This is a genomic window from Halalkalicoccus sp. NIPERK01, from assembly GCF_030287405.1.
Taxonomy (GTDB): domain Archaea; phylum Halobacteriota; class Halobacteria; order Halobacteriales; family Halalkalicoccaceae; genus Halalkalicoccus.
The window spans coordinates 280075-302802 of sequence record NZ_JASVVV010000004.1; the positions used below are offsets into that span (position 1 = coordinate 280075).

Annotated in this window: 18 protein-coding genes; 9 read left to right on the forward strand and 9 right to left on the reverse strand. The window is 68.5% G+C overall.

Translation table 11 applies throughout. The annotated features are described in order from the left end of the window. Positions 1 to 11: 11 nt before the first annotated feature. Entirely contained in the window at positions 12 to 1679 is a 1668-nt protein-coding gene (gene thsB, locus QRT08_RS13685; RefSeq protein ID WP_369684846.1) for a thermosome subunit beta, read from the forward strand. 198 nt (positions 1680 to 1877) lie between these two features. Then, positions 1878 to 2867, forward strand: a complete 990-nt coding sequence (locus QRT08_RS13690) for an ornithine cyclodeaminase family protein (RefSeq protein ID WP_286046524.1) — start codon at positions 1878 to 1880, stop codon at positions 2865 to 2867. On the opposite strand, the gene QRT08_RS13695 is transcribed toward QRT08_RS13690, so the two are convergent. Further along, entirely contained in the window at positions 2860 to 3066 is a 207-nt protein-coding gene (locus QRT08_RS13695) for a DUF7535 family protein (RefSeq protein ID WP_286046525.1), read from the reverse strand. The two genes, QRT08_RS13690 and QRT08_RS13695, sit on opposite strands and share 8 nt — an antisense overlap. A 60-nt stretch (positions 3067 to 3126) precedes the next feature. Next, positions 3127 to 5784 (reverse strand): leucine--tRNA ligase, encoded by a 2658-nt coding sequence (leuS, locus tag QRT08_RS13700; protein WP_286046526.1) that lies wholly within the window; start codon positions 5782 to 5784, stop codon positions 3127 to 3129. A gap of 356 nt (positions 5785 to 6140) precedes the next feature. Here leuS and QRT08_RS13705 point away from each other — a divergent pair, with 356 nt between their 5' ends. From QRT08_RS13705 to QRT08_RS13725, 5 genes are read left to right on the forward strand one after another with little or no spacing between them, the layout of a single operon-like run. Then, positions 6141 to 7271: an ABC transporter substrate-binding protein gene (locus QRT08_RS13705; RefSeq protein ID WP_286046527.1), complete on the forward strand. Its 1131-nt coding sequence runs from the start codon at positions 6141 to 6143 to the stop codon at positions 7269 to 7271. Beyond that, positions 7268 to 8098 carry an ABC transporter permease gene (locus QRT08_RS13710; protein ID WP_286046528.1) on the forward strand — a complete coding sequence of 277 codons (831 nt, stop codon included), beginning with the start codon at positions 7268 to 7270 and terminating at the stop codon, positions 8096 to 8098. Before QRT08_RS13705 ends, QRT08_RS13710 begins: the two co-directional genes overlap by 4 nt. A 13-nt stretch (positions 8099 to 8111) precedes the next feature. Further along, positions 8112 to 8957: an ABC transporter ATP-binding protein gene (locus QRT08_RS13715; protein ID WP_286046529.1), complete on the forward strand. Its 846-nt coding sequence runs from the start codon at positions 8112 to 8114 to the stop codon at positions 8955 to 8957. Then, positions 8954 to 9709 carry an ABC transporter permease gene (locus QRT08_RS13720; RefSeq protein ID WP_286046530.1) on the forward strand — a complete coding sequence of 252 codons (756 nt, stop codon included), beginning with the start codon at positions 8954 to 8956 and terminating at the stop codon, positions 9707 to 9709. The genes QRT08_RS13715 and QRT08_RS13720 overlap by 4 nt, the downstream gene beginning before the upstream one ends. Continuing rightward, positions 9706 to 10110, forward strand: a complete 405-nt coding sequence (locus QRT08_RS13725) for a hypothetical protein (RefSeq protein ID WP_286046531.1) — start codon at positions 9706 to 9708, stop codon at positions 10108 to 10110. Before QRT08_RS13720 ends, QRT08_RS13725 begins: the two co-directional genes overlap by 4 nt. Positions 10111 to 10241: 131 nt before the next feature. On the opposite strand, the gene treF is transcribed toward QRT08_RS13725, so the two are convergent. The 3 genes from treF to pheA all read right to left on the reverse strand — a co-directional run bounded on the left by treF (position 10242) and on the right by pheA (position 14675). After that, on the reverse strand, positions 10242 to 11723 hold the full coding sequence (gene treF / locus QRT08_RS13730; protein ID WP_286046532.1) for an alpha,alpha-trehalase TreF: 1482 nt from the start codon (positions 11721 to 11723) through the stop codon (positions 10242 to 10244). A gap of 96 nt (positions 11724 to 11819) precedes the next feature. After that, positions 11820 to 13763, reverse strand: coding sequence for a bifunctional metallophosphatase/5'-nucleotidase (locus QRT08_RS13735; RefSeq protein ID WP_286046534.1), 1944 nt, complete (start codon positions 13761 to 13763; stop codon positions 11820 to 11822). 99 nt (positions 13764 to 13862) lie between these two features. Beyond that, positions 13863 to 14675, reverse strand: coding sequence for a prephenate dehydratase (gene pheA, locus QRT08_RS13740; protein ID WP_286046535.1), 813 nt, complete (start codon positions 14673 to 14675; stop codon positions 13863 to 13865). A gap of 89 nt (positions 14676 to 14764) precedes the next feature. On the opposite strand from pheA, the gene QRT08_RS13745 reads away from it, so the two are divergent. Together QRT08_RS13745 and QRT08_RS13750 are read left to right on the forward strand one after the other, a co-directional pair. Next, the gene (locus QRT08_RS13745) at positions 14765 to 16717 is read left to right on the forward strand and encodes an ABC transporter substrate-binding protein (protein WP_286046536.1); all 1953 of its coding nucleotides are present in this window, start codon (positions 14765 to 14767) and stop codon (positions 16715 to 16717) included. Positions 16718 to 16937: 220 nt separating this feature from the next. Beyond that, on the forward strand, positions 16938 to 17648 hold the full coding sequence (locus QRT08_RS13750; RefSeq protein ID WP_286046537.1) for a helix-turn-helix domain-containing protein: 711 nt from the start codon (positions 16938 to 16940) through the stop codon (positions 17646 to 17648). Positions 17649 to 17660: 12 nt separating this feature from the next. Here the strand turns inward: QRT08_RS13750 and lpdA are convergent, their stop codons facing one another. Genes lpdA through pdhA form a run of 4 tightly spaced genes read right to left on the reverse strand, consistent with a single transcriptional unit; the run spans position 17661 to position 22712 of the window. After that, positions 17661 to 19085 carry a dihydrolipoyl dehydrogenase gene (lpdA, locus tag QRT08_RS13755; protein ID WP_286046538.1) on the reverse strand — a complete coding sequence of 475 codons (1425 nt, stop codon included), beginning with the start codon at positions 19083 to 19085 and terminating at the stop codon, positions 17661 to 17663. Positions 19086 to 19092: 7 nt separating this feature from the next. Next, on the reverse strand, positions 19093 to 20616 hold the full coding sequence (locus QRT08_RS13760) for a 2-oxo acid dehydrogenase subunit E2 (protein ID WP_286046539.1): 1524 nt from the start codon (positions 20614 to 20616) through the stop codon (positions 19093 to 19095). Continuing rightward, the gene (locus QRT08_RS13765; protein ID WP_286046540.1) at positions 20616 to 21599 is read right to left on the reverse strand and encodes an alpha-ketoacid dehydrogenase subunit beta; all 984 of its coding nucleotides are present in this window, start codon (positions 21597 to 21599) and stop codon (positions 20616 to 20618) included. The genes QRT08_RS13760 and QRT08_RS13765 overlap by 1 nt, the downstream gene beginning before the upstream one ends. Beyond that, entirely contained in the window at positions 21600 to 22712 is a 1113-nt protein-coding gene (gene pdhA / locus QRT08_RS13770; RefSeq protein ID WP_286046541.1) for a pyruvate dehydrogenase (acetyl-transferring) E1 component subunit alpha, read from the reverse strand. Between the last annotated feature and the right edge of the window lie 16 nt (positions 22713 to 22728).

The window sequence follows — 22728 nt, forward strand, 5'->3', positions numbered from 1 at the left end:
TTCGGGTGACTATGAGTCAGCGAATGCAGCAGGGTCAGCCCATGATCATCATGGGCGAGGACGCACAGCGCGTACAGGACCGCAACGCGCAGGACTACAACATCTCGGCTGCGCGGGCGGTCGCCGAGTCGGTCCGTTCGACGCTCGGCCCCAAGGGGATGGACAAGATGCTCGTCGACTCGATGGGTTCGGTCACCATCACCAACGACGGCGTGACCATCCTCAAAGAGATGGACATCGACAACCCGACCGCGGAGATGATCATCGAGGTCGCGGAAACTCAGGAGGACGAGGCGGGCGACGGGACCACGACCGCGGTCGCCATCGCGGGCGAACTCCTGAAGAACGCGGAGGACCTCCTCGAACAGGACATCCACCCGACGGCGATCATCAAGGGCTTCCACATGGCCGCGGAGCAGGCCCGGGAGGAGGTCGACAACGTCGCCGAGCGCGTCGACGCGAGCGACGAGGACCTCCTGAAGAAAGTAGCGGAAACCTCGATGACCGGCAAGGGCGCCGAGCTCAACAAGGAGCACCTCGCCCAGCTGATCGTCGACGCCGTGGGCAAGGTCACCGTCGAGACCGACGAGGGCGACAGCGTCGTCGACCTCGAGTTCCTCGAGATCGAGACCCAGACCGGCCGCTCGGCCGGCGACAGCGAACTCCTCGAGGGGGCCATCGTCGACAAGGACCCGGTCCACGACGACATGCCGACCGAGGTCGAAGAGGCGAAGGTGCTCCTGCTGAACGAGCCAATCGAGGTCGAGGAGGCCGACGTCGACACCAACGTCAGCATCGACAGCCCCGACCAGCTCCAGCAGTTCCTCGATCAGGAGGAGGCCCAGCTCAAGAAGAAGGTCGAGCAGATCGTGGAGACCGGCGCGGACGTCGTCTTCTGTCAGAAGGGCATCGACGACCTCGCCCAGCACTACCTCGCGAAGGAGGGCATCCTGGCAGTGCGCCGCGCGAAGAAGAGCGATCTGGAGTTCCTGAAGGAGGTGCTGGACGCCTCGATCGTCTCCGATCTGGACAGCGCCACGAGCGAGGACCTCGGCGAGGGCAGCGTCGTCCGCGACGAGACCGACGAGATGTTCTACGTCACCGGTGAGGACTCCCACGGCGCCACCCTTCTCCTCCGAGGGTCGACCGAGCACGTCGTCGACGAACTCGAACGCGGCATCTCCGACGCCCTCGAGGTCGTCGCCCAGACCGTCTCCGACGGGCGCGTGCTCTCGGGCGGCGGGGCGATCGAGGTCGAACTGGCCTCGCGCCTGCGCGACTACGCCGACTCCGTGAGCGGTCGCGAACAGCTCGCGGTCGAGGCGTTCGCCGACGCGCTCGAACTCGTCCCCCGCGTGCTCGCCGAGAACGCCGGCCTCGATTCGATCGACACGCTCGTCGACCTGCGTGCGGCCCACGAGTCGGGCGAGTCGCGCGCCGGCCTGAACGTGTTCTCGGGAGACGTCGAGGACACCTTCGAGGCGGGCATCGTCGAGCCGGCCCACGCCAAGGAGCAGGCGCTGACGAGCGCCACCGAGGCGGCGAACCTCGTGCTCAAGATCGACGACATCATCTCCGCCGGCGACCTCTCGACCGACAAGGGCGACGACGAGGAGGGCGGCGCACCCGGCGGCATGGGTGGCATGGGCGGAATGGGCGGCATGGGCGGCGCGATGTGAGATAGGCGCGTCGATCACCGCTTCACCCCCGACCGTCGTCGTATCGGCTGCCGTTTTCGGAGAACCGACCTCGATTTCTTTCGTGCATCCACGACCGCTAGCGATGCCCGTACTGGCGAACGGATTCGCCGATGTCTCGGTCGGGTTCGTGGCGTCCGTTCAGATGGAACTAAGAGGCTTCCGCAATATTCGCCGCCCATGCAGACGCTGCTTTTGAACAGCGACGACGTGGCCGAGAACGCGCGTCTCTCCGAGTTGATCCCCGCGATCGAGGACGCCTTCGCCGCCTACGAGCGCGGCGACGCTCAGATGCCGCCGAAATCCTACATCGACCTGCCCCAGTACAACGGCGACTTCCGCTCGATGCCCGCCTACCTCGATGCAGGGGAGTGGGACGCCGCCGGGATCAAGTGGGTGAACGTCCACCCCGACAACCCCGCCGACCACGACCTTCCCACGGTTCTGGGGACGATGATCTACTCGGACCCCGAGACCGCAGTACCATTAGCGATCATGGACGGAACCGAACTCACTATGCAGCGCACCGGCGCGGCCGCGGCGGTCGCCACCGACCACCTCGCCGTCGCCGAGGCGAGTTCGATGGGGATCGTCGGCGCGGGCGCACAGGCGTACACCCAACTGGCGGCGATCGCCGAGATCCGTCCCATCCGGAAGGTGATAATCAGCGACCTCGACGACGAGCGCGTCGAGCGCTTCGTCTCCCATTTCTCCGACCGCTTCGACGTCTCCGGGGGATCGATCCAGGAGGCCGCCTCGTGTGACGTCCTTTCTACTGTTACCCCCGTCGAGGATCCGATCGTCCCCCGCGAGGCCGTCGGCGAACACACCCACGTCAACGCGATGGGCGCGGACGCCGAAGGAAAACACGAGATCGCCGACGAGGTCCTGCTCGACGCCAAACTCGTCATCGACGACCACGCCCAGACCACCCACTCCGGCGAGATCAACGTGCCCTATAACGAGGGCGTGCTGACGGACGGGGACATCCACGCCGCGATCGGCGAGATCGTCGTCGGAAACCGGGAGGGTCGGACGCCCGAGGACGGGATCACCGTGTTCGACTCGACGGGGCTCGCCATTCAAGACGTGGCCGCCGCTCACGTGGTCTACGAACACGCCGCCGAGAACGACAACGGCTACCCGTTCGACCTGCTCGGACTCAACTAGCCCGCTGGTCGATCGCGTCGAAGACCTTCGTCAGCGCCCAGACGATGACGATGAACGGGAGCAGTGGAACGAGCAACACCAACAGGACGAGGAAGTAGGTGACCCCGATCAGGTTCATCTCCTCGTCCGGCCGTCCCCGGTAGTACGGCGTCACCGTCCGCAGGGTCTTTTTCACCGTGGAATCCTCCGAATCGCTCATACTTCGAATAGAACGCCTGACAGGATAACCCTTTTCGCGCCGACTTCAGGGGACCGGCGATCAGTCCTCGATGTGGATCGCCGGCCGGCCCGGTTCGGCCTTTCGGACGACGTCGTCGGCCGCGTCGGCGGCGCGGATCACCCCGACGGGGGCCTCGAACTCGCGTTCGAGCAGCCACGCGGCGGCTTCGAGCGCCGCGTGTTCCCCCTCGGGCGGGAGCGTCATCGACAGCGCCTCGCGCTCGGCCTGCAGGTCCTGGCCGTAGTCGGCCGCGGCGTCACCCTGCTCGCGGATGTGATCGTGGCCCATGAGTTCGCCGATCAGGTTCTCGGCGTCGCTCTCGACCGCGATCTCGAGGGCGTCGTACTTCCAGTCGGGGGCGACGACGACGTCGATTCGCTTCGGATCCTCGATCCCGGCCACCTCGACGATGTCGCGGACGTCCTTGCGGGTGTTCTCGACCAGCCGACGGCGCTTTTCGACGTACTCCCGGTCGATCTCTGCGCTCGGCCAGTCGGCGTCGACGACGAATCCCTCCGATCCTAGCCTCGCCCACAGCGACTCGGCGAGGTGGGGCGCGACCGGCGCGAGCAGCCGAACCACCGCCGACAGCCCGCGCTCGTACGTCGCGGCGTGGGGTTCGGTGTACGCGGCGTACTGCCGGAGCGTCCGAACCAGCTCCTGGGTCTCCCGCAGCGCCTCGTTGAACGTCAGGTCGTCGAACGCGTCGGTTGCGATGGCGACCGTCGCGTCGATCTCGCTCCCGACGTAGCTCGCGACGGCGTCGTCCGCGCCGGCGGGCGCGTCCTCGACGTGGCTTTCGACCATCCCCTTCAGCCGGCCGAGGAAGGCGTACGTCGAGCGCACGCCCTCCTCGCTCCAGTCGAAGTCGCGCTCGGGCTGGGCCGCCTGCATCATGAACAGGCGGGCGGTGTCCGCGCCGTACTCCTCGACGATGCGCTGGGGCGAGACGACGTTCCCCTTCGATTTGGACATCTTCTCGCCCTCCAACTGGACCATCCCCTGGGCGAGCAAGTTGGTGAACGGCTCGCGGTGTTCGAGGCCCTCGTGGTCGGCCAGCACCTTCGTGAAGAAGCGCGCGTACAGCAGGTGCATCACGGCGTGCTCGATGCCGCCGACGTACTGGTCGACGGGCATCCAGTCGCTCGCGCGCTCGCGGTCGAACGGCGCCTCGTCGAGATCGGGCGAGACATACCTGAGAAAGTACCACGAGGAGTCGACGAAGGTGTCCATCGTGTCGGTCTCGCGTTCGGCGTCCGCACCGCAGTCGGGACAGGTCGTCTCCTTCCACTCCTCGGCGGCGTCGAGCGGGTTGCCGGTGGTGTTGACGAACTCGGGGAGTTCGACCGGCAACTCCTCGTCGGGGACCATGACGGGACCACACTCGGGGCAGTGGACGACCGGGATGGGCGTCCCCCAGTAGCGCTGGCGCGAGATCCCCCAGTCGCGCAGTTGGTACTGCGTGGTCCACTCGGCGCTCTCGACCTCCTCGGTGATCCGCTCGCGGGCCGTCTCGCTGTCCAGTCCCGAGTGCTCCCCGGAATTGACGAGCACGCCGTCGTCGGTGAACGCCGCCTCGCTCACCTCCGGCGCCTCCGGGACGGTCTCGCCGTCCCAATCGTCAGGTTCGGGGGCGATGACGGGCCGGATCTCGATGTCGTGTTTCCTCGCGAAGGCGTGGTCGCGCTCGTCGTGACCGGGGACGGCCATCAGCGCGCCCGTTCCGACGTCCGAGAGGACGAAGTCCGCGACGAAAACGGGGATCTCCTCGCCCGTGACGGGGTTGGTCGCGGTCAGCCCCGTCCCGACGCCGTTGGGTTCGTCGCCCTCGGGGTCGGCCTCGTGTTCGACGAACGTCCGGATCTCCTCGTCCTCCTCTGCCAGCCGCTCGCTGATCGGGTGGTCGGGCGCGAGCGCGAAGAAGGTCGCGCCGTGGATGGTGTCGACGCGGGTCGTGAAGGCCTCGACGCTGCCGTGGTCCTCGACCTCGAACTCGAGTTCCGTCCCGTCCTGGCGGCCGATCCAGTTGCGCTGCATCTGGCGCACGGAGTTGGGCCATCCCTCCAGGTCGTCGATCGATTCGAGCAACTCGTCGGCGTACTCGGTGATCTTCAGGAACCACTGTTCGAGTTCGCGCTGTTCGACGGGCGTCCCGCAGCGCCAGCAGAGTTCGTCCTCGCCCTCGACCTGCTCGTCGGCCAGCACGGTCTCGCACTCGGGACACCAGTTGACCTCGGCGTCCCGCCGCTCGACCAGCCCCTCCTCGTGGAAGCGCTCGAAGAGCCACTGGTTCCACCGGTAGTACTCGGGCGTGCAGGTTGTGATCTCGCGCTCCCAGTCGTAGCCGAAGCCCATCGACTTCATCTGCTCGCGCATCGTCTCGATGCAGTCGAACGTCCAGTCGCGGGGGTTGGTGTCGCGTTCCTTCGCGGCGTTCTCCGCGGGGAGGCCGAAGGCGTCCCAGCCCATCGGGTGGAGCACGTCGTCGCCGCGCATGCGGCGGTAGCGCGCGTAGGCGTCGGTGATCGTGTAGTTGCGGACGTGACCCATGTGGAGCTTTCCGGAGGGGTAGGGGTACATCCCGAGGACGTATCTCGGGTCCTCGACGTCGTCCGCCGTCCGATACGCGTCCGCCTCGGCCCACGCCTCCTGCCACCGGCGCTCGATCGCCGTGTGGTCGTAGTCCCGTTCGCTCATTATGTACGGATGAGCGAGAGCTCTCCCTATAGCTTTCCATCCGACTATTCGCCCGTTCCCTTCGGAACTCGGGTCCGAAAGCGGAGAGGACGTCGTCCGATCGGGAGTTCGCGTCCGACCGATCGACGACCGGACGACGACCGTTGTCCACGAAACCTCCCTTCATAGCCGCCGTATCGGTGACGCCAACCGGTTCACGGTTAACGGCCTTGCATTCTCCGGCCTAACCGTTCTCTGTTCGAAGGAAAAACGTTAGGTGAATCCCGCCGACGAATAATACATCTCATCGGTTCGGACGATGGAAACCGCGCTGTGAACGACTTGCTGGCGGCGACTGACTATGAACGCGATCACCTATGAGTGACGACGGACGAGCAACGAGACGAACGACCACCCGCCGAGGGGCGTTGGCGACCGCCGGTGCGAGCGCCGCGGGGCTGCTCGCGGGCTGTACCGAGAGCCGGGTCTTCGGCGGGGCGGCCGCGGGCTTCGACGAGGAATCGCTCATCGTCGGCTACCAGCCCTTCTACACCGAGTCGTGGTCGGCGCTGGTGATCCGCCACGCCGACCTCTGGGAGAAGTACCTCCCCGATCGCTACTCGGTCGCGAGTTGGGAGGTCGCCCTCCAGGGCGCGGTGATCGGAAACAAGATGATCTCCGAGCAGAACGACATCGGCTACACCGGCGACATGCCGACGATCACCGCGATCGCCAACGAGGAGACGGCGATCGACCTCGTCGCGCTCGCGGGCTTCTCGCGGGGCCAGCAGTGTAACCTCTGTTTCGTTCCCGCCGACGGCGACATCGAGGACCCGCAGGGCCTCGACGGCGGCGAGATCGGCGTCACCACCGGGACCTGCACGCACCGCTTCCTGCTCGAAGCGATCCAGGAGGAGGGCATCGACGTCGAACTCTCGGACCAGGGGATGCAGACGGTCGTGACCAACATCCGGGAGGGGAACCTCCCGGCCGGGGCCGGCTGGGAGCCCTCGCCCGCGCGCTCCGTCATCCAGGAGAACGACGCGCGATACCTCTTTACCGGCGCGGAGTACGACGCGAACGACGCCGCCGGACTCCTCATGCTGGACTCGCTGGTCGAGGAACACCCCGAGGCCGCGAAGGGCTGGCTCAAGGCCGAACTCGAGGCCAAACGGATCATGGCGACCGACCCCGAGCGGACGGTCGACCTGATCTCACAGGAGGGCCAGCTCCGTGACTACGACCGAGAGACGCTCCACGGGGTGCTCTACGAGAACATCGACGTCAACCCCGACGTTGAGCGGATGCTGTTCTACACCGACTACGAGGCCGTCGACGAGGCCGACCGCCTGATGCGCGAGGAGGCCCCCGAGTTCCTCTACGAGAACCAGGAGGTGATCTCGGGGGTCCCGCCCGAGGCGCGCTACCGGGCGGACGTCCTGCACGAGGCGGTCGCGGAACTCGAAGACGAGGTCGAGTGGAACCCGCTCCGGGAGGCGGAACGATGAGTACGAGCACGATCGACCGCCTCCAGCGCCGCTTCGGGGGCGAGGACCTCCCGACGCCCCCCAGACGGCTCCTCCAGGCGCTGTCGGTGGTGCTGTTCTTCGTCGCCTGGTCCGTGGCCGTCCGCGTCGGCTTCCTCGGGTTCGACAAGTTCGTCGGCCCCGAGACGGCCCTCCGGACGCTCACGGAGGCGCTGGCCGGGGCGTCGATGACCCAGGGCGGGGAGACGATCTACGAACACGCCGCCTACTCGGCGTTCCGGGTCGTCCTCGCGGTCCTGCTCGCGATGGCGAGCGCCATCCCGCTGGGGCTGCTCATCGGGACGAGCCGGCGCTGGGAGGACGCGCTGTTCCCGGCGCTCGAAGTGTTTCGACCGGTGCCGCCGGTCGCCTGGGTGCCGATCGCGCTGTTGCTGCTGCCGACGTTCCGAAGCGGCGTGATCTTCGTCGTCTTCGTCGGGGCGTTCTTCCCGATCCTCGTCAACACCATCGAGGGCGTCGAGACGGTCGAACGGGAGTACGTCCAGGCCGCCGCCAGCCTGGGCGCCGGTTCCCGGCAGACCTTCAGGCACGTGATCGTCCCCGCGACGATGCCCTCGATAGTCACGGGCGTCTCGCTGGGCGTGGGTCTGGCCTGGATCACGGTCGTCGCCGCCGAGATGATCGCGGGCGGCGTCGGCATCGGCTACATCATCTTCCAGGCCTACCGGCTGCTCGACACGCCGACCGTCGCGGTCGGCATGATCGCCATCGGCGCGCTGGGCTACGTCTCGGCCGCCGCCGTCCACCGCATCGGCCACCGACTCACCCGCTGGCAGGAGATCGACTGACTACACCACTACCATGAGCAACCAATCACGGACCACGAGAGAACGGACGGCCGAAACGGAATCGACTCCCGGCGCGACCGGCGCGATCGACATCGAGAACCTGACGAAGGTCTACGACCCCGAGGGCGAGAACGTCGTCGCGGTCGACGACATGGACCTCCACATCGGGGCCGAGGAGTTCGTCGCGCTGCTCGGCCCGTCGGGCTGTGGCAAGAGCACCGTGATGAACTGCATCGCGGGCTACCTCGACCCCACCGAGGGCGAGGTGATCGTCGACGGCGATCCGGTTTCCGGCCCCGACCCCAAGCGGGGGGTCGTCTTTCAGGAGAACCGCCTGTTCCCGTGGAAGACCGTCCAGGAGAACGTCGAGTTCGGCCCGCGGATGCGCGACGGCGTCGAGGAGGGCCGCGCCCGGGCGATCCTCGACGAGATGGGCCTCGACGGGTTCGAGGACGCCTACCCCTCGGGGCTCTCCGGAGGCATGCAACAGCGCGCGGAGCTCGCGCGCCTGCTCGCGAACGACCCCGACATCATGTTGATGGACGAGCCGTTCAGCGCACTCGACGCCCTCACGAAGGAGATCATGCAGAAGAAGCTGATCGAGGTCTGGGAGCGCGACAACCGGACGGTGCTGTTCATCACCCACGACGTCGAGGAGGCCATTCTCCTCGCGGACCGTGTGGTCGTCATGACCGCCCGGCCCGGCGGGGTCAAGGACGTCATCGACGTCGACCTCGACCGCCCGCGCGACCCCGAGGTCGTCACGACCGAGCGCTTCACCGAACTGCGCGAGCGCGCCCTCTCCGTGATCCGCGAGGAGGCCCAGCGCGCGCTCGAACAGGAGGAAGGGGCCAGATGAGGGCTCGCCAACGCCTCGTCCGGGCGGCCTCGATCCTCGCGGTCCCGGTCCTCTGGTTCGCGCTCGGTCGGTTCGGGATCGCGCCGGGACTGCCGACACCGCTGGAGGTGACGACGGCGTTCGCCGCCGAACTCTACCGCGCGGACTTCTGGATCTCGACGGTCCGCAGCACGATCCGCGTGCTCGCGTCGTTCGTCGTCGCGGCCGCGGTCGCGATCCCGCTGGGGCTCGCGATCGGCCGCTACACCGTCTTTGCGGACCTGACGTTCCCCGCCCTCGAGATGCTGCGCCCGATCCCGCCGATCGCGTGGATCCCGTTTACGATCCTCGTCCTCCCGGCGGCGGAGCTCTCGATCATGTTCATCACCTTCCTGGGGGCCTTCTTCCCCATCCTGCTGAACACGATCCAGGGCGCACGCGGCGTCGAAATCGAGTTCTCGCGGGCGGCCCAGTCGCTCGGCGCGACCCCGTTCCAGACGTTCAGACACGTGATCTACCCGAGCGCCCTGCCCGCGATCCACGCCGGCATGATCGTCGGGATGGGCCTGGCGTGGGTCAACCTGATCGCCGCCGAGATGGTCGCCGGCGGCACCGGGCTGGGCTTCCTGACGTGGTCCGCGTACACCAGCGGCTCCTATCCGGTGATCATCGTCGGCATCGTCACCATCGGCCTGCTCGGGGCGGTCTGCTCGGCGCTGGTGCGGCTGTTCGCCAACTGGCAGATCGGCTGGCAGGAGGTCGAGGCGGCGTGAGCCACTCCCGATCCCTCCCGCGACCCGCCCTCGAAAGCGCCGGGCCGGTGCTCGCGCTCGTGGGGTTCGCCCTCGCGCTCGGTGCTCTCGTCTACCGGACGCCGATCCGCGGCCCGCTGTATCGGCCGACGGTCCTGCCGAGCCGTCTCCCCCTCGAAGTCGCCGGGGCGGACCCCCTCGTGGTCCTCGCGTCGGTCGGGATCGGTCAGAGCTGGCTCTACCTCACGGGGCTGTCTGCGGCGCTGCTCGTGGCCGGCGTGCTCCTCGCGGCCGTCGGCTCCCGGCTCGGGACGGCGTTCGGCACCCTCCTCGCGGGCGGGGCGGCCGGCACGCTGGTCCGGGTGTCGGGCTGTCACTGCGGGGCCGGCTCGACGACGTATCTCTGGGAACTGCTCGTCTGATAGGCGTTATCGTAGACGTTCAGCGATTTTCTCTCCACGAATCGAACACCGGCCCCGGTTCGAGACGCGCCGTGTCTCCGGCTGGCTACGATGACCCCTATGAGCCGTGAGACCGGTCACACCCGTTCGTATCAGTAAAACAGCCGCGGCAGCGCGAGCGCGACGCCGTTGGTCCAGCCGAAGCCGTACTGAAGCGGGTACTCGCCGCCCAGTCCCTCGCCGGTGCCGCCGGTCACGTCGTACTTCTCGAGCATCTGGCCCGTCCGGTCGAACACCGCGCGGTTGAGGTCGAGCCACCGGCCCGCGATCCGTGTCGCCAGTTCCTCGTGGCCGTAGCCCGCCAGCCCGACGACCGCCATCCACTGAAGGGGGGCCCAGCCGTTCGGGGCGTCCCACTGCTCGCCCGACTCGGTGAGCGTCGTCACGAGGCCGCCCGGTCGGAGGAACCGATCTTCGAGGATTTCGGCGACCTCGGCGGCCTGCTCGGCGCTCGCCATCCCGGTGAACAGCGGCACCGCGGCCGCGAGCGTCCACGCGTCGCTTTGCTCGCCCTCGGCCCAGGCGTGATCGAAGTAGAACCCCGCCTCGGCGTCCCAGCAGTACCGATCGACCAGCGCCCGGCGTTCCATCGCGCGCTCGCGGTACTCCTCCGCCCGGTCGGCGTCGCCGGCCCGCTCGTGCCAGCCCGCCAGCGAGTACTCCATCCCGTAGAGGAAGGCGTTCAGGTCGACGGGGACCAGCCCCGTGGTGCGGATCGTCTCCATCCCCCCGCCGGCGAACCAGCGGCTGCTGAAGTCCCAGCCCGACTCGCAGGCCGCCCGCACGTCGCGGTACAGCTCCTCGGGCTCCCGGTCCGCGACCGCGGCGAGTTCGACGTCCTCGCGGTAGGACTCGACGCGAGGGCTCGGGTCGTCGTCCCAGTAGCGGTTGAGGACGCCCCCTTCGACGCCGACGACCCGGCGGTGGGCGTCGCCCGCACCGACCTCGGCGGCGCCGTCCATCCAGAAGTCGTACTCGCGTTCGAGCGCAGGGAGATGTTCGACGACTGCCTCGGGACCGCGCCTGTGCGCGAGCAGGTCGAGCACCCGGTGGAACAGCGGCGGGTTCGACCGGCTGGTGTAGTAGATCCGCCCGCCGTTCGGAACGAAGCCGAAGCGCTCGATCAGCGACGCGAAGTTCGCGGCGAGTTCCGCTATCAGGTCGAACCGACCCGTGACCGCGAGCCCCTCGGCGGCGAAGTAGCTGTCCCAGTAGTAGATCTCCCGGAAGCGTCCGCCGGGGATCACGCTCCGGTGCGGGAGTTCGAGGATCGTCTCGCCAGCGCGCGTCTGGACCGGATCGCGGATCAGGTGGTCCCACAGCTCGTCGATGTACCACTCCATCGAGACCGTCGTGGGGTCGCCCCCCGTGACGGGGTCCTCGGGGAGGACGAAGTGGTTCCTGACGAACCGTTCGAGGTCGAAATCGCCCCGACGGAACCGGTCGTCGATCACGTCGGGGTCGGTGGCGGGCACGCAGTCGACGAGCGTCTTCGAGTCGGGGAAGACGCCCTCCTGCTGGACCATCTCGAAGAGGGGACCGTCGAGTTGAGGATAGGAGGCATGAGATGGCATGGTTGGGGTTAATACGGGAGGCCGTTTTGTGTCTGTCGACTCTCCCTCGATCCTCCCGATCGGATCGGTAGTGATCCGTTCGGCCGTCGGCGGGTGCTACCCCGAGTCGCCGAGCAGCCCCTTCATGACGAACCCGTCGACCGCGTCCGTGACCGGCAACCCGCGCAGGTCGCCCTCGGCGTCGCGGTAGTCGTAGGCCGCGTCGTCGGGATCGAACCCGCCGAACACCCGGATCGACCCCCCCTCGCCGGCCCGCGCGAACGCCCCCCAGCCCTCGCGGTCGAACGCGACCGCCACCTCGTCGCCGTCGCGCTCGGCCCGCCGGGCGTCGTAGCGATCGCCCCCGGGGGTCAGCGCGTAGAAGCTCCCCCCGTGGATCGACTTGGCCCGATCGGGGATCGGGAACCGGACGACGAACTCGTCGTCGACCAGCGAGCGGTCGGTCGCCGCGCCGACCTCGGCGTCGACCCGGAGGATGCGGTTCTCGATCCGCGGGGCGACCCGACCCCGGCGCTCGACGTACTCCATGACGGCGGGTCCGAGCCCCGAGTCGGTCTCTCGAAGGACGTCGTTGTCCCGGAACGACTCGTAGCCCAGCGCGGTGTCCTTGACGTAGCCCGTCGTTCCGACGGTGTAGGTCCCCTCGGGGTCGAGTTCCTCGCCCGCCACGTAGACCTCGCCGACCGAGGCCTCCTCGTGGCCGCTCCACTCGTAGCTCAGCCCGCCGACCTGCTGGCGCTGGCGCGCGCCGAAGGGGTCCTCGGGGAGGTAGTCGATCCGGCCCTCGAGGGCCGAGCGGACCTCCTCGCCGGTCGCCTCGAAGGCGACCAGCGTGTCGGTAAAGGGCATGATCCGCAGGACGTCGTGCGCCGTCAACGTCCCCGGCCCGTAGGTGTTGTCCGTCCTGATTCGGCCGGCGGTCTGGAGGGCGATCTCGGTGTCCATCGTCTCGCGGATCGCGTCGGTGATGAGGTTGCCAAGGCGGCTCTCGCGGCCGTTGCTGGTCGTCCCCGAGGCGTCGAGTTCGACCGCCGTCTCGCCGACCTCGCGGGAGAGTTCCTCGTGGAGGTCGGCGTACTGGACGCGCATCCGGGCGTCGAACGCGGGGTCGGGTTCGACGCTCTCGTCGAGGTCGATGCGCTCCCACTCGACGAGGTCGCCCGCCGAATCCAGCGTCATCACGCCCAGGTGGGCGTAGGCGTAGCCGATCTCGCTGATGACCGTCCCGTGGTGGATCTCGGCCTCGTCGAACGTGATGTGCGAGTGCGAGCCGAAGATCGCATCGAGGCCGTCGACCGCCTCGGCGATCTCGTAGTGGGTGTCGTGGGCGACGTGCGAGGCCAGCACGATCACGTCCGCGCCCTCGGCTTCGAGACACTCGACCATCTCCTTCGCGGTCTCGACGGGGTCGCGCGCCTCGTACTCCTCGGGGTAGTTGGTGATGTTGTGGAATCCGCGGACGACGACGTTGAACACGCCGAGGGTGACGTCGCCGACATCGATCGTGATCCAGCGCTCGGTGCCCGGGATGGGATCGCCCTCCGGGGTGAACAGCGCGGAGTTGATCCAGGGGAACTCGCTGGACTCGAAGCGCTCGGTCGCGGTCTCGACGCCGTAGTCGAAGTCGTGGTTGCCCACGCCCGCGGCGGCGATGTTGAGTTCGTTCATGAACGCCACGTTGTGGGTCCCCTTCGTGAAAAACGAGACCGGCGAGGAGCCCAGTTCGTCGCCGCTGGTGAGGAAGACGGCGTCGTCGTGGGCGGCGAGTTGCTCGTCGATGACCGTCCGGTAGCGGGCGATGTTCGGCCCGTCGAGTCGGCCGATCCCGCTGTGGGTGTGGAGGTCGTGGACGATGGTGACCGTATCCTCGTCCCCGTCCGCCGCCCCGCGTCCCGCGAGCGCCGACCCCGCGAGGCCGGCGGCCGCCGCGCCCAGCACGGTCCGCCGGCTGGTCCGACCGCGCTTGCTGATCGTGCTGCGCTCGCGGGCGGGTTCGCCCCTTGTGGGTGCGTCCCGCTCGCACCCGCAGTCGTGGGACATCACCCCCACCAACGATCGCACGCTACTAGTATCTAGTACTTTCAGACGCCCGATTCTATGAGGCGTGCTACCACGATCCGAACTCGTCGTTCGGTTCGATCAGTACAGGACGTGTTCGGTGTCGTACGACCCGAGCCAGCGCGCCCACCCCTTCTGTGCGATCGACTCGATGCGCTCGAACGCCCGCTCGGTCCGTCCCTCGTACATGCCCGCCTCGCAGTCGATGTGAAAGAGGTAGTCCCCGAGGCGCTCGCCGCTGGGGCGCGATTCGATCCGCGAGAGGTTGATGTCCTCGTCGGCGAACGCCTCGAGCAGTTCGAGCAGGAGCCCGGGGTAGTTCATGCTCGGGTAGACGATAAAGGAGGACTTCCCGCCCGCCGCGGTGCGCTCGGCGGGCGGCGCGACGACGAGAAAGCGCGTGGCGTTCGAGTCCCGGTCCTGGATGTCCTCGGCGAGGATCCGCAGTTCGGTTCCGTTGCTCGAATTCTCGGGGTGGCCGATCGCCGCGACCGTGGGGTCCTCGCGGGCGAGTTCGACCCCGCGGGCGGTGCTCGCGACCGGTTCGAGGTCGGCGTCGGGGTACTCCCGGTCGAGGAACTCCCGGCACTGCGCGAGCGCCTGCGAGTGGCTCGCGACGGTCGAGAACTCCCCGTCCTGGGCGAGCAGCGCGTGGCGGATCGGCGTGACGATCTCCCGGACGACGCCGACCTCGTACTCGGCGAGCGCGTCGAGGCTCTCGGTGACGCTGCCCTCGATGCTGTTCTCGATGGGGATCACGCCCCGGTCCGCCCGGCCGGTCGCGACCGCCTCGACGATCCCCGTGACCGATTCGCGGAACTCGACGTCCCCGGCGACGGCGCCCGCCGCCCGGTGTGAGTACGTCCCGGCCGGTCCCAGCGTGACTGCTCTCATCGGGAGCGGGTTTCGCGGTCAGCGCCAAAAGGCCTCGGGTGGCGGCCCCCGTCCGAGCGCTTACGTCGGTGGGGCACGGCCTCGTGGGTATGGCGGAGTTCACCGACGCGACGCGGCGCTCGCTGCTGACGGCGACGGCGGGGCTGGCGCTCCCGCTCGCGGGCTGTCTCAGCGGCGACGAGGACCAACGACGGCCCGAGGAGGGCGAGGCCGCGGAGATCGAACCGGGCGGCGAGTTCGCGGTCGGGCTGCCGGGCGAACCCGAGGCGCTGAACCCGCTGACGGCGAGTTCGGCCCACACGAACGCGCTGCTCGACCTGCTCTACCAGCCGGGCGTCGTCGTCGAACCCGTGGGGTTCGAGGCGATGCCGTGGGTCTTCACCGACTGGACCGCCCGGGAGACCGACGGCGGAATGGAGGTGGACTTCAGCGTCCGCGAGGACCTCCGGTGGACCGACGGCGAGCCCCTGACCGTCGAGGACGTCCGCTTCACCTACGAGTACTACGTCGACCGGGGGCCTGAGCGGTTCTTCGCCGCGGTCGACCCCATCGAGTCGGTCCGGGAGGCAAACGGCGAGCACGACCTCACGCTCGCGCTCGACCGCGTCGTCGGCTCCTACGAGGTCGAACAGCTCTCGCTTCGGTTGCTGCCCGAACACGTCTGGCACGACGTCGAGGACCACGCTGCCCACGACCCCGAGGAACCGGTCGGCCTCGGCCCGGGCCGACTCGCCGCCGGTTCCGGTACGGAACTCGCGGTCGCCCTCGAAGCGGAGTGGCCGCTCGCCGCCCAGGGGTGGGTCGAGGACCACGACCTGCTGCTGGCGGGCGGCCCCTACCTCGATTCGATCCGGTTTCGGGTCCTCGAGACCGACGCCGCGGCCCACCGGGAGCTCCTGAACGGCGGGATCGACGCGATGTACGCGAGCGCGTTCGACGCCACGCGGGCCCGCGAGATCCACGACCGCGAGGAACTCGGCCTGGTCGAGGGGCGCGACGACGGCTACGCCCACTACACCCTCAACCTGCGGCGGCCGCCCCTCGACGACCAGGCGTTCAGACAGGCCCTGAGCATGGCGATGGACCGCCGCCAGTGGGTCGACGAGATCGCGCTGGGCTACGCCGTCCCCGGGAGCGTCGTCGTCCCGCCGGCGTTCGAGCACCTCCGTCCCGAGACGGCGGTCGGCGAGTCCGTCCAGCAACGCCCCGACGAGGCGGCCCCCGGCGCGACCCGGGCGCTGTGGTTCCGCGAGGCCGAGGGCGGCGGCCTCGACGTCGAGGCCGTCCGCGGTTTTCTCGAACGCGGCGCGGTCGTCTCCGGTTCCGGGGGCACCTACGCCGGACGCGAGTACCCCGGCAGCCTGAGCGACTTCGGCGAGACCGCCCGGACCGAGGCGGCCTACGACTACACGTTCGAGGAGGTCCGGTCGGACGTCCTCGAGGAGAACGGGATCGACCGCGAACTGTACGTCGACGGACGGACCGTCGAGGAGGTCCACGACGGCCCCCTCACGGTGCTCGCCCCGCCGGCCGACGAGCGCCCGCGGGTCCTCGAGTTCACCCGGGGCTACGTTCGGTCCCTCCGCCGATTGGGCGTCCCGACCGAACTGGCGGTCCTCCCCGCGAACTCGATCGCCGACCGGGCGTACCTCGACGCCGACTTCGACGTCTATCCGGGGGACTGGTCCGCCCTCTCGCCACACGGGACCTCGCTGTACGACCTCTTTCACAGCGACAACGCCCACGCCGAGGGGTCGGGGTCCACCTTCGCGTACAACGCCGCGGGCTACGGGCTCGACGGGTCGGCGGGGGCCGACGACGCCATCGCCGCGGCCCGCGCCGAACCCGACCGGGAGCGGCGAAACGAACTCGTCCGCGAGGTCGCAGAACGCATCTACCTCGAGGCGCCGACGCTCGTCCGCTCGTACCGGATCGAACAGTGGCCGGTCGATACGGCCGACTTCGCGGGCTTTCTGCCCGACGTTCCCGGCGTCGGGAGTTCGAACCTCTGGATGCAGTCGCTGAACGTCCACCGGCGATAGACCGATACGACCGCCAGGGGCGTCGGTTCCCTCCCGCCGAAAGACCACTGCCCGAGACGTGGGCTCTCGGGATCGGCTCGCGCTCGCGGCCATCCAGCCGCTCGTGTTCTCCCTCCTCTACCGGCGCCGATCCGAATCCACCGAATCCGGGCCGATGGTCCCCCACTCGGTATCCGGTACCACAGGGCTATCTCGCAGGGCCTCCAACCTCTAGGTCACTATGAACGAGAGCACCATCGTCCAGACCCGAATACCCGCGGATCGGTTCCTCCTGGCCGAGACGATGGCACGGGGACCCGATCTGGTGTACGAGGCCGAGCCGTTCGTCCTCTCGGACAGCGACCTCTTCCCGTACCTCTGGGTCCGGAACCACACGGACGTGGACTTCGAGGTCCACGCCGAGGGCGACCCCACCGTTCGCGCCGTCGAACGACTCGCGGCGTTCGATCACGAGATCCTCTACCGGGTTCATTGGAACCGACACGGGGGAGTCGGGGCCGCGGTGGAGGCGATCGTGGACGAGCCCTCGGCGGTGCTTCAGGCGTCCGGTCGGGACGGCGAGTGGGAGGTCAAACTCCGGTTCGATTCCAAGGCGGCCGCGTCGGCGTTCCACGACGCGTGCGCCGCCACCGACGTCAGGCTCCATATCTCGCAGGTGCACCGCGAGGACGGGCCGCGTACCAGCCAGTGGAGCCTGACCACCGGGCAACGCCAGGCGCTCGTTACGGCCCTCGAGATGGGCTACTTCGACGTCCCGCGGGGGGCGACCGCAGAGGAGGTCAGCGACGCGCTCGGGATCTCCGATGCCGCCCTCTCCCAGCGGCTGCGGCGAGCCACGACGAACCTCGTTTCGAACACGATCACGATCGGCGGGCCGACCGGGGTCGGCCATCCCGACGCGGCGGCCGACGAGCGAGCGGGTGGCTCGTGACGGTTCTCCGGACTACCGGTTGAGCGTGTGGATCGCGTGGCCCAGCGCGTTCTCGGCGGCCTCGTGGACCGCCTCCGAGAGCGTCGGATGGGTGTGGATCGTCGCCGCCACGTCCTCGAGGGTCGCTCCGAGTTCGATCGCCAGCCCGACCTCGGCGATCAACTCGGAGGCCTCGGGGCCGACGATCTGGCCCCCGAGGACGAACCCGCTCTCGGCGTCGGCGACGACCCGGACGAACCCGTCGGTGTGGCCCGTCGTGAGCGCCCGCCCGCTGGCGCGAAACGGCATCTGGCCGACCGCGGGTTCGAAGCCCGCTTCTTCGGCTTCGGTCTCGGTCATTCCCACCGTTCCGATCTCGGGCTCGGTAAAGACGGCCGCCGGTACCGCCTGGTAGTCCAGCGCGCTCGGCTCGCCCGCGATCACCTCCGCGGCGACCTGTCCCTCTTTCATTCCCTTGTGGGCGAGCATCGGCTCGCCGGCGACGTCGCCGACCGCGAAGACGTGCTCGAGATCCGTCCGCGCGCGGTCGTCGGTCGCAAGGAAGCCGCCCTCGTCGGGTTCGAGCCCGATGGCCTCCAGATTGAGGGTGTCCGTCACCGGCTGGCGACCGACGGCCACGAGCGCCTTCTCGCAGGCGTAGCTGGTCTCCTCTCCGTCCTCCGTTTCGGTGGTGACGCTCATCCCGTTCCCCGTCTCCTCCCACCCGCTTGCGGCCTCGCCGAGGCGGATCTCCACGCCGAGGTCCTCCATGGTGTCGACGACGGGTTTCGCGAGGTCGTCGGCGTAGCCCGTCAGCGCCTCCTCGAGCATTTCTACTACTGTCACGTCGGTGCCGAGCTTCGCGAACACACCTGCTAATTCCATCCCGATGTAGCCCGCGCCGACGATCACGAGTGAGTCGGGGACCGACTCCAGCGAGAGGGCGTCCCGGGAGCTCAGGACGTGCTCGCCGTCGAACTCGAAGCCGGGGATCTCGATCGGTCTCGAACCCGTCGCGACGATCGCGTGTTCGAACTCGATCGATTCCGACCCTTGGCCGTCGCCGCCGTGAGCGACCCGTGCCCTGTTCTCGCCGTCGAACTCCGCACGCCCTTCGACGAGGTTCACGCCGTTCGCCTTACACAGCTTCTCGACGCCGCCCGTCAGTTGGGAGACGACGCCCTCTTTCCACTCCATCATCCCGCCCATGTCGATGGCGGGGTCGGCGTGGATGCCCATCCCCTCTGCGTTTCCGGCCTCGTGGGCGACCCCCGTTGCCGTGATGAGCGCCTTCGAGGGGATGCAGCCGTGGTTCAGGCAGGTCCCGCCATACGCGTCCTTCTCGACGAGGGTCACGTCCAGATCGAGCTGTCCCGCCCGGATGGCGGCCACGTACCCGCCAGGGCCCGCGCCGATCACCAGTACGTCCGTGCCAGTTGCGATGTCTCCGACGACCATTGTTGTGTTACTCCAGCAGTAGCAGCGTTGGGTTCTCCAGGTACTCTATCACGCGGTTCGCGAACGCCGCGGCATCCGCGCCGTCGATCACGCGGTGGTCGATCGACAGCGACAGCGGCAGCGTGTGGGCGGCTTCCACCGATCCGTCCTCGACCACCGGCCGCTCGGCCAGTTCGCCCAGCCCCAGGATGGCGACCTCGGGGTGGTTGATGATCGGGGTGGCGTACTCGCCGCCGATCGCCCCGAAGTTCGTGATCGTGAACGTCCCGCCCTGCATCTCCTCCCGGGTTATCGAGCGCTCGCGGGCCTTCTGGGCCAGTTCGTTGACCTCCGAGGCGAGTTGCAGGATCCCCTTCTCGTCGACGTTTCTCACCACCGGCACCATCAGTCCGGCGTCGGTGGCGACGGCGATCCCGACGTTGTAGTAGCGCTTGACGACGATCTCCTCTGCCTCCTCGTCGAGGGCGGCGTTCATCTCGGGGAACTCGCGCAGGGCGGCGACCAGCGCCTTCATCACGAACGGCACGTAGGTCAGGCGAACGCCCCGCTCCTCGGCGCGGGCTCTGAGGTCCGCACGCGTCCCGACCAGCCCCTCCACCTCGGCGGTGTCGTGGTGGGTGACGTGGGGCGCGGTGAACTTCGAGTTCGCCATCTGTCGGCCGATCGTCCGGCGGATCCCGCGGTAGGGGACGCGCTCCTCGCGCTCCTCGCGTTCGCTCGGCTCCTCGGCGGCGACCGCCTCGGCGTCGGCGACCTGCGCCGCCCGTTGGGCCTCGGCGTATTCTCGCACGGCCTCCGGCGTGACGAACGCCTCGCCGTCGCGTTCCTCGCTCGCGGGCACCCGGTTCAGGTCGATCCCCTCCTCCTCGGCGAGCCTTCGGGTCGCGGGCGCGGCCAGCGTCCGCTCGCGGTCGGCGGCTTCGAGGTCGGCGGTGCCGGATGCCGGCTCGCCGCCCGACTCGTCCTCGCCGGCTTTTCGCGTGGCCGACTTGAGTCCCTCGTCGAGCCGTTTCGGTCCCTCCGCGTCCGTCTCGTCTCCCCCTTCCGCGGCCTCGCGCACGTCGCGTTCGGTGATCCGGCCGCCCGGTCCCGACCCGGAGACGCTCGCGATGTCGACGCCGAGTTCGCGGGCGAGTCGGCGGACGTTCGGCGGGGCGAAAGTCCGTCCTGCGGGCGTTTCGACTTCGTCGCTCTCCCCGTCGCCGATGTCCGCGGGCTCCTCGCCCACCTGCTCTTGGGACGCCGTCGGCTCCTCGGTGTCGGCGCTCCCGGTCGTCTCTTCTCCGTCCTCGCCCTCGACCGCGAAGGTGATGATGACGGTCCCGACGGGGACGACCTCGCCCTCGTCGGCGCGGATCTCCTTTACCGATCCGTTGACTGGCGAGGGCACTTCGACCACTGCTTTGTCGGTTTCGACCTCCGCGACGGGCTGGTCTTCCGTGACCTCGTCGCCCTCCGAGACCAGCCACCGGACGATCTCACCCTCCGCGACGCCCTCGCCCACGTCGGGCAGTTTGAACTCGCGGACCATCAGAACTCGATGGCCTCCCTGATGCCCTCCTCGATGCGGGTGGACTCGGGCAGGTAGTAGTCCTCGAGCGCGTACAGGGGAAACGGTGTGTCGAACCCGGTGATGCGCTTGACGGGCGCTTCCTGATAGACCAGCGCCTCCTCCTGAATCGTGGCGGCGATCTCCGCACCCAATCCCGCTGTTTTGGGCGCTTCGTGGACCACCGCGGCGCGTCCGGTCTTCCTGAACGACTCGACGATCGCCTCCTCGTCGAGCGGCGAGAGGGTGCGTAGATCGACCACCTCGACGTCGATCTCCCCCTCCAGATTCTCGGCGGCGTCGAGGGTCGCTCGGGTCATCGCGCCCCACGTGAACACCGAGACGTCCGAGCCTTCGCGCCGAACCGCCGCCTCGCCGAGGGGCACCTCGTAGGACTCGTCGGGGACCTCTTCCCTGAATGCCCGGTAGATGAGTTTGGGCTCGAGGAACACGACGGGGTCGGGGTCGCGGATCGCGCTCGTGAGCAGGCCCTTCGTGTCGTACGGCGTGCTTGGGACCACCACCTTGAGGCCGGGTTCGTGGACGTAGAAGGCCTCCTTCGACTCGGAGTGGTGTTCGGGCGCGCGGATCCCGCCGCCGTAGGGCGCACGGAGGGTCATCGGACAGGTGTACCGCCCGCGCGAGCGCGTCCGGAGGCGGCCCATGTGCGAGACGATCTGGTCGAACGCGGGGTACATGAACCCCGAGAACTGGATCTCGGGGACGGGTTTCAGCCCGTAGGCGGCCATCCCGATTGCGGTGCCGACGATCCCCGATTCCGCTAAGGGAGTATCGATCACTCGGTCCTCGCCGAACTCGTCGAAGAGCCCCTCGGTCGCGCGGAAGACCCCGCCGTTCTTGCCGACGTCCTCGCCCATCACCAGCACGTCGTCGTCGGCGCGCATCTCCGTCGCCAGTCCGTCTCTCACCGCCTGTACCAGCGTCAGGTTCTGTGTCTCGCTCATTCAGTGGTCCTCCAACAGTGCCGCGTCGCCGTGTGTCTCGCGGATCTCCCGGAACCATGCCAACTGTTCCTCCAGCCGTCCGGGCATCTCCGCGTAGACGTCCGCGAACATCTCCTCGGGGTCGGGTCGCTCGACCGACTCGGCGGCGTCGATCGCGTCCGCGACCTCCTCTTTGACTTCGGCCTCGATCGCGTCGACTCCCTCCGCATCGAGATAGCCGTTCTCGAGCAGGAACGTCTCCAGTCGCGGGATCGGGTCCTTCTTCTTCCACTGCTCGACCTCGCCCTCCTCCCGGTACACCGAGGGGTCGTCGGCGGTCGTGTGCGCGCCAAAACGGTACTGCACCGCCTCGATCAGGGTCGGCCTGCGTTCGCCCTCGCCGGGTGATTTCGCCTTCTCGACCGCGTCGCGGGTGACCTTGTACACCGCGAGGGGGTCCATCCCGTCCACCTGCACGCCCTCGAAGCCGTAGGCGCTCGCCTTCACCGCCAGCGTCTCGCTCGCCGTCTGGCGCTCCCTGGGGACCGAGATCGCCCACTGGTTGTTGTTACAGAAGAAGACGTTGGGCGTGTCGAACACCCCCGCGAAGTTCAGCCCCTCGTGGAAGTCGCCCTCGCTCGTGGCCCCGTCCCCGAAGTAACAGATCGCGGCCGTCTCCTCGCCTTTGAGCTTCGCGGCCCACGCGTAGCCGACGGCGTGGGGGATCTGGGAGGCGATCGGGACCGCGACGGTGAAGATGTTGGCCTCCTCGGGGATGGCGTTGCCGTCCTCGTGGCCCATCCAGTAGAGCAGGGTCCGCTCCAGCGAGAGGCCACGCACGAGGCCGGCGCCGTGTTCCCGGTAGCTCGGAAACAGCCAGTCGGACTCGTCGAGCGCGTGTGCGCTCGCGACCTGTGCGCCCTCCTGACCCGATAAGGGAGGATAGGTCCCCATCCGCCCCTGGCGCTGGAGGCTCACCGCCCGCTGGTCGAAATGGCGGGCCAGACGCATCTGGCGGTAGATCTCGACCACCTCCTCGTCGCCGATGTCGGGCACCGCCGCGTCCTCGAGGACCGACCCGTCGTCGGCGAGGACCTGTACGCGCGTCTCCGGATCGCGCTCTACCGTACTCATGAATACACTCTCCGCG

What these genes read in the sequence shown, in the direction of transcription:
- pheA (WP_286046535.1), bottom strand. Translation starts at nt 14,675, where the DNA reads ATGAGAGCAGTCACGCTGGGACCGGCCGGGACGTACTCACACCGGGCG.
- QRT08_RS13690 (WP_286046524.1), top strand. Translation starts at nt 1,878, where the DNA reads ATGCAGACGCTGCTTTTGAACAGCGACGACGTGGCCGAGAACGCGCGT.
- pdhA (WP_286046541.1), bottom strand. Translation starts at nt 22,712, where the DNA reads ATGAGTACGGTAGAGCGCGATCCGGAGACGCGCGTACAGGTCCTCGCC.
- QRT08_RS13745 (WP_286046536.1), top strand. Translation starts at nt 14,765, where the DNA reads ATGGCGGAGTTCACCGACGCGACGCGGCGCTCGCTGCTGACGGCGACG.
- thsB (WP_369684846.1), top strand. Translation starts at nt 12, where the DNA reads ATGAGTCAGCGAATGCAGCAGGGTCAGCCCATGATCATCATGGGCGAG.
- QRT08_RS13715 (WP_286046529.1), top strand. Translation starts at nt 8,112, where the DNA reads ATGAGCAACCAATCACGGACCACGAGAGAACGGACGGCCGAAACGGAA.
- QRT08_RS13760 (WP_286046539.1), bottom strand. Translation starts at nt 20,616, where the DNA reads ATGGTCCGCGAGTTCAAACTGCCCGACGTGGGCGAGGGCGTCGCGGAG.
- QRT08_RS13750 (WP_286046537.1), top strand. Translation starts at nt 16,938, where the DNA reads ATGAACGAGAGCACCATCGTCCAGACCCGAATACCCGCGGATCGGTTC.
- QRT08_RS13710 (WP_286046528.1), top strand. Translation starts at nt 7,268, where the DNA reads ATGAGTACGAGCACGATCGACCGCCTCCAGCGCCGCTTCGGGGGCGAG.
- leuS (WP_286046526.1), bottom strand. Translation starts at nt 5,784, where the DNA reads ATGAGCGAACGGGACTACGACCACACGGCGATCGAGCGCCGGTGGCAG.
- QRT08_RS13735 (WP_286046534.1), bottom strand. Translation starts at nt 13,763, where the DNA reads ATGTCCCACGACTGCGGGTGCGAGCGGGACGCACCCACAAGGGGCGAA.
- QRT08_RS13695 (WP_286046525.1), bottom strand. Translation starts at nt 3,066, where the DNA reads ATGAGCGATTCGGAGGATTCCACGGTGAAAAAGACCCTGCGGACGGTG.
- lpdA (WP_286046538.1), bottom strand. Translation starts at nt 19,085, where the DNA reads ATGGTCGTCGGAGACATCGCAACTGGCACGGACGTACTGGTGATCGGC.
- QRT08_RS13720 (WP_286046530.1), top strand. Translation starts at nt 8,954, where the DNA reads ATGAGGGCTCGCCAACGCCTCGTCCGGGCGGCCTCGATCCTCGCGGTC.
- QRT08_RS13765 (WP_286046540.1), bottom strand. Translation starts at nt 21,599, where the DNA reads ATGAGCGAGACACAGAACCTGACGCTGGTACAGGCGGTGAGAGACGGA.
- treF (WP_286046532.1), bottom strand. Translation starts at nt 11,723, where the DNA reads ATGCCATCTCATGCCTCCTATCCTCAACTCGACGGTCCCCTCTTCGAG.
- QRT08_RS13705 (WP_286046527.1), top strand. Translation starts at nt 6,141, where the DNA reads ATGAGTGACGACGGACGAGCAACGAGACGAACGACCACCCGCCGAGGG.